Source organism: Pseudoalteromonas sp. 2CM28B (assembly GCF_023161935.1).
Map to the genome: position 1 here is coordinate 118,036 of NZ_JALNTH010000019.1, position 11,735 is coordinate 129,770.

The 11,735-nt window shown below is 42.4% G+C and carries 8 protein-coding genes; 6 read left to right on the forward strand and 2 right to left on the reverse strand.

Going from position 1 to position 11,735, the window contains the following annotated elements:
* Positions 1-128 precede the first annotated feature (128 nt).
* From metA to MTN96_RS21890, 4 genes are all read left to right on the forward strand, one after another.
* The gene (metA, locus tag MTN96_RS21875) at positions 129-1,076 is read left to right on the forward strand and encodes a homoserine O-succinyltransferase (RefSeq protein ID WP_248532747.1); all 948 of its coding nucleotides are present in this window, start codon (positions 129-131) and stop codon (positions 1,074-1,076) included.
* Entirely contained in the window at positions 1,066-2,139 is a 1,074-nt protein-coding gene (locus MTN96_RS21880) for a homocysteine S-methyltransferase family protein (RefSeq protein ID WP_248532748.1), read from the forward strand. Before metA ends, MTN96_RS21880 begins: the two co-directional genes overlap by 11 nt.
* Positions 2,140-2,148: 9 nt before the next feature.
* Positions 2,149-4,779, forward strand: coding sequence for a methionine synthase (gene metH, locus MTN96_RS21885; protein ID WP_248532749.1), 2,631 nt, complete (start codon positions 2,149-2,151; stop codon positions 4,777-4,779).
* A gap of 573 nt (positions 4,780-5,352) precedes the next feature.
* Positions 5,353-6,048, forward strand: coding sequence for an aspartate/glutamate racemase family protein (locus tag MTN96_RS21890; protein ID WP_248532750.1), 696 nt, complete (start codon positions 5,353-5,355; stop codon positions 6,046-6,048).
* Positions 6,049-6,122: 74 nt separating this feature from the next.
* Here MTN96_RS21890 and MTN96_RS21895 read toward each other — a convergent pair whose 3' ends face one another.
* Positions 6,123-6,320 carry a CsbD family protein gene (locus tag MTN96_RS21895; RefSeq protein WP_010391132.1) on the reverse strand — a complete coding sequence of 66 codons (198 nt, stop codon included), beginning with the start codon at positions 6,318-6,320 and terminating at the stop codon, positions 6,123-6,125.
* Positions 6,321-6,641: 321 nt separating this feature from the next.
* Positions 6,642-8,159: a DUF3360 family protein gene (locus tag MTN96_RS21900; protein ID WP_248532751.1), complete on the reverse strand. Its 1,518-nt coding sequence runs from the start codon at positions 8,157-8,159 to the stop codon at positions 6,642-6,644.
* A gap of 671 nt (positions 8,160-8,830) precedes the next feature.
* Between MTN96_RS21900 and hrpB the strand changes: the two genes are divergently transcribed.
* Both hrpB and MTN96_RS21910 read left to right on the forward strand, forming a co-directional pair.
* The gene (hrpB, locus tag MTN96_RS21905; protein WP_248532752.1) at positions 8,831-11,218 is read left to right on the forward strand and encodes an ATP-dependent helicase HrpB; all 2,388 of its coding nucleotides are present in this window, start codon (positions 8,831-8,833) and stop codon (positions 11,216-11,218) included.
* A gap of 56 nt (positions 11,219-11,274) precedes the next feature.
* On the forward strand, positions 11,275-11,661 hold the full coding sequence (locus MTN96_RS21910) for a hypothetical protein (RefSeq protein WP_248532753.1): 387 nt from the start codon (positions 11,275-11,277) through the stop codon (positions 11,659-11,661).
* Positions 11,662-11,735: the final 74 nt, after the last annotated feature.

The following is an 11,735-nucleotide window of genomic DNA, read 5'->3' on the forward strand; positions in this document are numbered from 1 at the left end:
TATTCAATTTGTACAAACTGGGTGAATAAATTCATTTAGACATCTATACATCTAGAGGTTGATATTTTTAGCATTCTGTTCATAATGAGAGCGTATAAATTCTCGGTTTTTATGAGTAGGAGTAAAATATGCCAATCACAGTGAAAGACGAGCTACCGGCTATTGCCCGTTTGCGTGAAGAAAACGTGTTTGTAATGCCAAAAAGCCGTGCAAAAACGCAAGAAATTCGTCCTATGCGTTTGGCTATTTTAAATTTAATGCCTAATAAAGTAGAAACCGAAGTACAGTTTATTCGTTTGCTTGCTAATTCTCCTTTGCAAGTAAATGTAGAGCTATTGCGCTTAGATACGCACCGCAGCAGTAGCAACTCAGAAGAGCACTTAGATACCTTTTACCGTTATTTCTCTGAGGTAAAAGATAATAACTACGATGCGTTAATTGTTACCGGTGCGCCTTTGGCACATTTAGAGTATGAAGAAGTGGCGTATTGGGAAGAATTCAAAGTGATTATTGATTGGGCAGAGCAACACGTTACCTCCACACTTTACTCATGCTGGGCGGCGCATGCGGCGTTGTATCATCGTTACAATTTAAAACGTGATTTAAAAAAAGATAAACTCTGTGGCGTGTTTACCCACCAGTGTTATTTTGCTCACGGAGCACTTACTCGTGGCTTCGACGACACCTTTTTAGTGCCGCACTCACGTTATGGCCACATTGATATAAATAAAATTAATGCCTGCGACGATATAGTGGTATTGGCAGGCTCTGAAAAAGTAGGCGCTTACTTAATGAAAAATAAGTCGGGCAGCCAAGTGTTTATAACCGGCCACCCAGAATACGATGCCGACACATTAAAAGCAGAGTACGAACGCGATTTACAAAAAAGCCCAGGCGCGCCAAAACCCGAAAACTATTTTCCAGATAACGATGCAAGTAAAAAGCCGTCTAAAACGTGGCAAAGCCACGCCTTTTTACTGTTTTCAAACTGGTTAAATTACTACGTGTACCAAACTACCCCTTATGATATTAATTTAGTTAGCCAAGATGTGAGGACTAACAACTATGCCGAATAACGTGCCAAACAAAAATAAGCAAAGCGAATTAAGCGCTGCGCTAAAACAGCGTATTTTAATTTTAGATGGTGCAATGGGCACTATGATCCAAACTCACAAGCTTGAAGAAGAAGACTACCGCGGTGAGCGCTTTAAAGACTGGCACGTGCTAATAAAAGGCAATAACGATTTATTAAGCCTTACCAAGCCCGAGTTAATTGCTGATATACACCGCAGCTTTTTAGCCGCCGGTGCGGATATTATTGAAACCAACACGTTTAACTCGACCACCATTTCGATGGAAGATTACGACATGGCAAGCATAAGCCGTGAGGTAAACCTAGAGTCGGCTAAATTAGCACGCGCAATATGTGACGAGTTCACTGCTAAAAACCCAGAAAAGCCACGCTATGTAGCCGGTGTGTTAGGGCCAACCTCTAAAACCTGTTCTATCTCGCCAGATGTAAACGACCCAGGCTATCGTAATATTACCTTTGATAAGCTGGTTACTGCGTATGTGGAGTCTACTCTTGCATTAATGGAGGGCGGCGCTGATTTAATACTTATAGAAACCATATTTGACACCCTCAATGCAAAAGCAGCCTCATTCGCAGTAGAAGAAGCGTTTGAGCAAGCAGGGCGCACATTACCTGTAATGATCTCGGGCACCATTACCGATGCCTCAGGCCGTACGCTTTCAGGGCAAACAACTGAGGCATTTTATAACTCTATTCGCCATATTAAGCCTATTTCAATTGGCCTCAATTGCGCCCTTGGGCCAGACTTACTTCGCCAATACGTAGAAGAGCTTTCGCGCGTGTGCGAAACCTTTGTCTCTGTTCATCCTAACGCGGGCTTACCCAATGAGTTTGGAGAATACGACTTAGAAGCAGACGACATGGCTGCCGAGATTATCGATTGGGGTAAATCGGGCTTTATAAATATTGTTGGTGGTTGCTGCGGCACTACGCCTGCGCATATTCGCGCCTTTGCCAAAGGGCTTGAAGGGGTTAAACCTCGCCCATTACCAGAGCTTGAAGTGCGTATGCGTTTATCAGGCCTAGAAGCCTGTAACTTAAATTAGGAGCCGCCAATGACCCAACAAATTGCAGTATTTACCAATGTCGGCGAGCGTACTAACGTAACTGGCTCGGCCATGTTTAAACGCTTAATCATGGAAGAAGATTATGAAACAGCCCTTAATGTTGCTCGCGAACAAGTAGAAAATGGCGCCCAAGTTATTGATATAAACATGGACGAAGCCATGCTGGACTCAAAAGCCGCCATGGTGAAGTTTTTAAACTTAATTGCTTCAGAGCCTGATATTTCTAAAGTACCTATAATGGTCGACTCCTCTAAATGGGAAGTCATCGAAGCAGGCTTAAAGTGTATTCAAGGCAAGGGCATTGTTAATTCCATTTCACTCAAAGAGGGCGAAGAGCCATTTAAGCGCCAAGCTAAAATTATAAAACGCTTTGGTGCCGCCGCTGTTGTAATGGCATTTGATACCGACGGTCAAGCCGATACCGCCGATCGTAAGTTTGAAATTTGTGAGCGCAGCTACCGTATTTTGGTCGACGAAATTGGCTTTCCGCCAGAAGACATTATATTCGATCCCAATATATTTGCCGTTGCCACCGGCATAGAAGAGCACGACAACTACGCTGTGGAATTTATTGAAGGCACACGCCGTATTAAGCAAAACTTACCGCACTGTAAAGTGTCGGGCGGGGTGTCAAATGTATCGTTTTCGTTTAGAGGTAATAACCCCGTACGTGAAGCGATTCACTCGGTATTTTTATACCACGCGATAAAAGCGGGTATGGATATGGGCATAGTAAACGCAGGGCAACTTGCGGTTTACGACGACATCCCCGAAGAACTTCGTAAAGCCGTAGAAGATGTAATTCTTAACACCGACCCCGGTGCGGGCGAGCGCCTTGTTGAACTTGCGCCTAAATATTCAGGCATGGCACAAGCCGAACGCGTAGAAGATTTAGAATGGCGCACATGGCCTGTTGAAAAGCGCCTAGAACACGCGCTTGTTAAAGGTATAACCACCTTTATAGATGAAGACACCGAAGAGTGCCGCGCTGCCGCCGATAAACCTATTCACGTGATTGAAGGGCCACTCATGGATGGCATGAACGTGGTAGGGGATTTATTTGGCGCAGGTAAAATGTTTTTGCCGCAAGTTGTTAAATCAGCCCGTGTAATGAAGCGCGCAGTGGCCTACCTAGACCCATTTATTGAAGCCGAAAAAGAAGAAGGCGCCACTAATGGTAAAGTGGTTATGGCCACCGTAAAAGGTGACGTGCACGACATAGGTAAAAATATTGTAGGCGTGGTACTGCAATGTAATAACTACGAAGTAATCGACTTAGGCGTAATGGTACCTGCCGAAAAAATACTGCAAACAGCTATCGACGAAAAAGCCGATATTATAGGCCTTTCTGGCTTAATTACCCCATCGCTTGACGAAATGGTACACGTAGCCAAAGAAATGACCCGCCGAGGTTTTGAATTACCCCTTATGATTGGCGGCGCTACTACTTCTAAAGCGCATACCGCAGTGAAAATAGAGCCGCAGTATGACAAAGGCGTGGTGTATGTAAATAATGCCAGCCGCGCCGTGGGTGTGGTGTCTAATCTACTTTCTAAAGATCATAAAGCAGAGTTTTTAGCTAAAACCACTGCCGAGTACGACAAAGTACGCGAACAACAAGCACGCAAAAAACCACGCTCAAAACCGGTTACCATACAGCGCGCCCGTGATAATGCTGCCCAGCTCGATTGGGATAATTACACACCACCCGTGCCTAAAAAGCTGGGCGTGACCGAGTTTAAAAATGTATCAATCGCGACTTTACGCAAATACATAGACTGGACGCCGTACTTTATGACCTGGTCAATCGCCGGTAAATACCCGCGCATAATGACCGATGAAGTAGTGGGCGAACAAGCACAAAGCCTATTTAAAGACGCCAACGACATGCTCGATGAGCTTGAAAAGTCAGGCAGTTTGCAACCATTGGGTGTCATTGGTTTATTCCCTGCAAACCGCGTGGGGGATGATATAGAAATTTACACCGACGAAACTCGCAAAGAGTTGTTAGCCACCTCGTGCCATTTACGCCAGCAAACCGAAAAAACCGACTTTGCTAATTACTGTTTAGCCGACTACATTGCGCCAAAAGGCATACCTGATTACTTTGGTGCGTTTGCGGTAACGGGCGGCCTAGAAGAGGACGACCTAGCCAATGCGTTCGATGCCAAGCAAGACGACTACAATAAAATAATGGTAAAAGCGGTTGCCGACAGGCTCGCCGAAGCCTTTGCAGAATACCTACACGAGCAAGTGCGTAAAGAGTATTGGGGATATGCACCAGATGAAAACCTGCCTAACGATGAACTCATTCGCGAAAACTACCAAGGCATTCGCCCAGCACCGGGTTACCCAGCGTGCCCAGAGCACACCGAGAAAAAGAAAATTTGGCAACTACTCGATACCGAAAAGCGCATTGGTATGCAGCTCACCAGCTCCTACGCCATGTGGCCAGGTGCTGCTGTTTCGGGCTGGTATTTCTCACACCCAGAGGCAAAATACTACGCCGTAGCCGCGGTGCAAAAGGATCAGGTAGAAGATTACGCCAAGCGAACTAATATGACACTCGCAGAGGCTGAAAGATGGCTATCGCCTAACTTGGGGTATGAGCCTGATTAGAAGAGCAGCGGTCAAAAGTTGAAGCGGTCAGTTTTTAGCTGTCAGCTATCAGTAAAACAAAAACGAGCCAAGTTAGGCTCGTTTTTTATTTTAAGAACTAGGTTGTTTACAAAGAGTTTATTTAGTGGAATGATTAATCAATATATAAATTCCCGTTTTAGGGGGCACTAACTAAGATAATGGGTAATGTTAAGCTATTGGCTTTTTTAAAAGGATTTACATGAATAAAAAAACTTCAAACTTAGTCATTATATTTTTATCTGCATTCATTACATCGTTTGTTAGCCGCTATTTAACTGATTCAATAATAAACCTAAAAGATCTACCTTTCTATATGGAGTTTTTACTTTTCCTAGCTATTTATTTGGTAATTTATTTCCCACTAAATTGTGTATTCGAAAAATTCGTTGTTAAGTCAACATCTGATAGTTAGAAAAACAGTAAGGCAGAATGAAGCATAATGAGTCAGAGGGTTCGCTATACAAGGCTTTTCAGGTATTTTTGCTTATTGTTTTGTCGCATATCTGTGTAGCAATCGGCTTGCTTTTAACCACTTTTAAACAAGGCAATTTTATGAAAACGATTGGTATGTTGGGTGGTATGAGTTGGGAGTCAACAGCCAGCTATTACAAAGCTTTAAACGAAGGCGTTAAACACTCATTGGGTGGGCTACATAGTGCTAAAATTTGTATGGTGAGTGTTGATTTTTCGGAAATTGAAGCGCTACAGTATCAAGGCGATTGGCAACAAACAGCTAAGTTACTCACCAAGGCAGCTAAATCGGTAGAGGTTGGTGGTGCCGACTTTTTACTTATTTGTACCAACACTATGCATAAAGTGGCCGATGAGATTGCCAGTAATATTACCATTCCCATTTTACATATTGCCGATGCCACCGCTGAGCAACTAAAGCTCGATAACATTACGCGAGTAGGGTTGTTGGGCACGCAATTTACAATGGAGCAAAACTTTTACAAAGAGCGTTTAACCAATAAGCATAACATTGAGGTATTAATACCTGAACCTAATGAGCGAAAGCGAGTGCACGGGGTTATTTATTCGCAGTTATGCCAAGGTATTATTGATGACGATTCGCGAGCTGATTATGTGCGCATTATAGAGCGCTTATTTGCACAAGGCGCGCAGGCCATTATTTTAGGTTGTACTGAAATCGCCTTGTTGGTAAAGCCACAACATACGCGGGTTCCGCTTTACGATACCACCAAAATACATGCCGAAGCAGCAGTGAAGTTAGCGCTGGCAAAATAGTTAAGCTTGAGATAACAAAAAAACCGCCAATTGGCGGTTTTTGTTAGCAAGTAAAGCTGTTAACACGCTTTATTTTAATGACCTTTCTCAAAGTCATTTACTTCGCGCTCGGCTTCCTCTTTCGATTTACCGTATTTTTGCTGAATTTTACCAACAAGCTCGGTACGGCTACCTTCAATTTTATCTAAATCATCGTTGGTAAGATCGCCCCATTTTTGTTGCGCTTTACCTTTAAGTTCTTTCCAGTTTCCTTCGATACGATCGCTATTCATAATTAGCTCCTTATTAAGAGTGATGATTTTTCATTTTAAAAGCGTTACTAATAAAATGATTTTTAACGTTCACTTATAAAGTAGCAAAGGCTATACCAGAAAATAAAACGTTTAATTTTATTTATATATCAAATACTTATGGTTTTTTGATGCGTAAAGTTTTTTAGCTGGTGGCGAGCTTTATAAAAATTCTGCAGGGTGGCTTGTAATTATTGCAGGGACTGTGACTTCAAGGGGGATTATTGCAAGTACACTGTGCTGGTTTTTATAAGTATAAAAAAAGCGAGCTATTAAAGCTCGCTTTGCTGTTTAATAAAGGAATTAATGTCTAAAGCTTGGCATTAGCGCAGGAATGCCTGGCAGCATACCTACCAGTGCCATTACACTGGTTAATAACACAAACATAATAAGTGGAATGACCCAGCGACTCATTCGTGATAAATCAGCACTTCTTTCTTTACAGCCAATAAGGCCTAAGTTATCAAGTAGCATAGTTAATGACCAACCAAATGCAGGGTTTACTAAGCTTGAGGCAAACACCACAATAGCGGCTGATTGCGTGGTTTTACCTTCACGGGTCATTTCCATACCCGCTTCAAGTAGTGGAATAAACACCCCTACAATTAAGGCAACACACAATACTGGCTGCCAAATAGCTAAGTCCATTGGATAGCCCCAAACACCCGCGATAATACAAAATAACGCAGTTAAAATAGCGCCTGCAGGAATAGGGCGTTTTGCAATAGCAGCAGGAACAATGTAAGTGCCCCAAGATGACGCAAAGTTAGCACCGCCTAATAGCGAGCCAAAGGTTTGTCTTGTTGATGCACTAAGCATGGTATCGTCAATATTCATTTGTACTTTTTCAGTACGCTCTGGGTAACTAATTTTTTGAAATACTTGATGGCCTAAAAAGTCAGGCGACCACATAGCAACCGCTAAAACTGCAAAAGGAAGTACAACTATAAAGCTTTCAGCGGTTGGTAAACCAAGCATCCAACCAGTGTTTTCCCCCCACCAGTACATAGGGTTCATGTTTGGTAAGCCCGGTGCGGTATGAAACTCAAACGGTGCGCCCAATGCAAAAGCAGTAAAACCACCAATTAAACAGCTCAGTGGCACGGCTAACCAGCGTTTTTTGTAATGCTCCAACAAAGCATAAAGTAAAATTGTGGCTAAGATTACGATAAAGGCAATATGGGTCATTTGAATTTCTTCAGCCCATGCAAACAGCTTTTTAACTTGTGAGATGGTACCCACAAAGCCTAAATAGAGGAGTAGGCCACCACACACCCCTTTACTGGTGAGCTTGGCCATGAGGCTGCCGCCTTTACTAAATGCTAATATCAATCCAAAGGCACCTATGAGTAAACCAAAGGCCATAGGGTGTCCGCCTGCGGCAACTACAATAGGAATTAATGGAATGAGTGGGCCATGAGTACCCGCTAAGTTAGCGGTCGGTAAAATAAAGCCCGAAAATAGTAAAATAAATAGCGAAACAATTAAAAGTTCGTAGCGTACGTTTTCAAGTACAAAGCCATCACTTAAACCCAAAGGGCCTGCAAACGTAGCAGCAATGGCTGCAACCATGACTATTTTACCTATAGTAGCGGCCATCGCTGGAATGGTGTCTTCAAATTCAAAGCGATAATCTCTAAATGGTAAATTTGGACGCCAGCGTTTTGGCTGCATAATTTGCAGCTCGTGCTCTAGGTAAGCGTCGCGGCTTTCAAACTCAGAGCTGGGCTTATGAAGATTTTCATAGCTATCGGACACGGTTTGAGTATCCGCTCTTGGTATAGCATCAGATGAATTATCATCTAGCGGCTTGGTGGTCATGACTTCTCCTGCAACTTAGTTGCTAACTCAAAATAAAAATACAGCTTTTACAAAGCAAATGAACATTGAGTGCGCAGGATAAAACAGCTTGCTACAGATTGTAATTAGGCAAAAGGTCGTGCATAGCCCAGTTTAACGCTTTGTAAGTGTTAACAAAAATAGCAAAGAGATGTGTTGTAAATGGCTTGTTAAATCTAAAAGGTATTTAAATTCAATGTCTTATGTTTTTGTTTTTACAGTGTGCTCTTGCCATGCAGAATAGCAAAAAGGTCATAAAATCAGCAGATTCAGCAGCAATCATTCTTTAGTCTAATAAAGGTGGCGTTAGCCACTATTTGCTTATTATAAATACAATTAGCCGCAAAGTTGCACAAAAGCTAACAATACTAAGCTTTAACGGAACGACTATTTTTGGACTCAAGATAGGGTTTTGAAAGGTAATAATAGGAGTAAAGTAAAAATATAGCGCAAAGTGACTAAATAAGAAAATGAGCTCGGCGATAAGCTTACAAAATTTATCAGGGATGAAACGCATTTTATTTGGTTTGTTAGCGCAGCAACAAGAGGCTAAAATGTTAGACGAAATTATCAGCCAAGCGCATAGTTGTACCCTACATAAATAACTGCTAATTTTTGCTACAATGGCGGCAAAGTAATTTAGGGTAAATAGCGTGCTGCCTGTTCAAGAAATATATACTTCACTCATTGATGCTTTAAAAGCCAACCCAATCACCTTACTGCAAGCGCCGCCTGGTGCTGGTAAATCAACGTGGTTGCCATTACAGCTTATGCGCGATGGGCATTATAAACACATAGTGATGTTGGAGCCTCGACGCTTAGCTGCACGTAATATTGCCAATTACCTAGCCCAATGCCAAAACGAAACGCTGGGGCAAAGTGTCGGTTTACGGGTCCGAGGTGAGAGTAAAGTAAGTGCGAACACGCGCCTTGAAATAGTCACCGAAGGTATGCTGACACGCATGTTACAAAATGACCCTGAGCTCAGTGATGTTGATTTACTGATTTTTGATGAGTTTCATGAGCGTTCCATCGCAGCAGATACCGCTCTGGCTTTTGCTTTAGAATCGCAAGCGGCACTGCGTGAAGATTTAACTATTATGCTGATGTCGGCCACCCTTGATAGCGAACGCTACACTGGGTTTTTTAATTGCCCAGTAATTGAGTCAAGCGGGCGAAGTTACCCCATTGACGAAATATATTGCCCAATAAAAGATGAAAGCCGCTGGCTTGATGCCATCCCCGCTATTATAAAACAAGCACTCAATGAGCAAACCGGCAGTGCGCTGGTATTTTTACCCGGTCAACGAGAAATACTGCGCGTGCAACAAGCATTGAGCGACTTACCTAGTAACTGCCTAGTCGCCACTTTATTTGGTGAGCAAGATAAAGCCAATCAACAAGCTGCAATAGCACCTGCGCCTCAAGGGATGCGAAAAGTAGTACTGACCACCAATGTTGCCGAAACCAGCTTAACCATTGAAGGTATTCGAATTGTGATTGATAGCGGCAAGCGCCGTGCAGCCAGCTTTAATTTAAAAACCGGTGTAACTGAGCTGACGACTCAAAGTATATCTCGTTCATCGGCAGTACAACGCGCAGGGCGTGCAGGACGAATAGAACCAGGGGTTGTGTATCGTTTAGGTTCAAAACAAACTTTTGAGCGACGAAACAGCCACGATAACCCTGATATTTTGACCTCAGATATTAGCCAACTGATGCTTGAGGCAAAGCAATGGGGCGCAAGCATTAGTGAACTCACCTTACTTGACCCGCCGAGTGAGCAACAATGCAACCAAGCTACCAATTTATTATCTATGCTTGAAGCGATAGATAGCCACGGTAAGCTCACCGCACTGGGGAGTAAAATGTTGGGCTTTGGTGCCGATATTCGCCTAGCGCACATGTTATTAAAAGCGCAAATGCTAGAACCACAGTTAAGCGGAATTTATCGTTTAGCTATTTATTTAGTCGCCTTACTAGAAAGCCGAGTTAGCACTGCCAATGAGCTCAACCTAGCACTGCATAGTCAACAGCAGCGTCCGCATCCTGTGTTTAAGCAACAATTAAATTATTGGTTAAAACGCTTAAAATTTACCGACAGCAAAACAGACTTAAACACCGATCATTTAAGCTTATTAGTGTCGCTTGGCTATCCAGATCGCATCGCTAAAAAACGCGGCAATGGATACTTATTAGCAAATGGCGCAGGGGCCGAGCTAAACCCTGACTACTGGCATAATGACGAATATATAGCTATTGCCAGTATGGGCGGACACAAAGGCGAGCGTATTTTTTCTGCCACGGCGCTAAATCCATTAGCGCTTAAAGAGCATTTACCGCATTTATTCACTGAGTTGACCCGCTGCGAGTTTGATGAAAAAGCTGCTCGGTTTATTCATCAAGATGAAGTAAAACTTGGAGAAATCACCCTTAGCAGCCAACCAAGTAAACATAAGCTTGATAAAACAGAGCGTGCCAAAGCATGGCTTAGTGTGTTTGCCAAACAGGGCTTTTCACTGTTTAACGAGCAAAAAGAAAGTGAGCAGTTACTTATTAGAATGTGCCTAGCCAGCAAATTGATGCCAGAACAATTTCCTGTTATTAATCAGCAGCAGCTCATTGAAACAGCAGGTGATTGGTTAGGGGTATACCTTGAAGATATTAAAACCCTTGAGCAACTTAAAAAGTTTAATTATTTTGAGGCACTACAAAACTGTTTTAATTGGCAACAGCAAAGCGAGCTAAAATCTTTACTCCCACTGCGACTAATAGTACCAAGTGGCTCTAACATAAAAATTGAATACCAACTTGATGGCCCCGCCAAGCTTAGTGTGCGCATGCAAGAAGTATATGGTTTAACCAGTACACCTATGCTAGCTAACGGTAAATTAGCATTGCTAATAGAGTTGTTATCGCCAGGCAAGCGTTCACTACAGTTAACCCAAGACTTAGCACATTTTTGGAATAGTAGTTACCGCGAGGTACAAAAAGAGATGAAAGGGCGCTACCCCAAACTTGTGTGCTATTGTTCAAATTGACTGGTAATGTGTAGTTATAAGTTATTGACAATAAAACAGTAAAAAGGGGACTGAACATGTCTTTTGCTAAAGGTAATCGGATAGTTTTAATAAGGCATGTAAGACACTGCTATTCAGAATTAAGCTCAACACCGATTAATAAAAACTCAGAACAAATTGTATGTAAAAATGGTTCTTATTTTGTGACTCCAAGTTACTCTTTTAACGAGGACCATGATTTATATCTATTTCCATATATCCTCAACCGTGATTTATCTCCTTGGAATGAAGCAAATCTATTCTTATATACGTCAGCTTTAAATAGAAACAAAGGGTATTCAAGTTCTGATGCAATAAGGTTAAAAGCCAGCTTATTAGTTGATTATAAAATTTATTGTGAAGGTCTTAAAATCGACTTGTATGATTTTAGTGGGCGAAAACCTAAAAGGCCAACCTACAGGTAACACCACTCGTTTAAGAACGAGTGGTGCTTTTTCGTTTATATCTAACCGGATATTTTTGTGTCTTTGCCAGCACC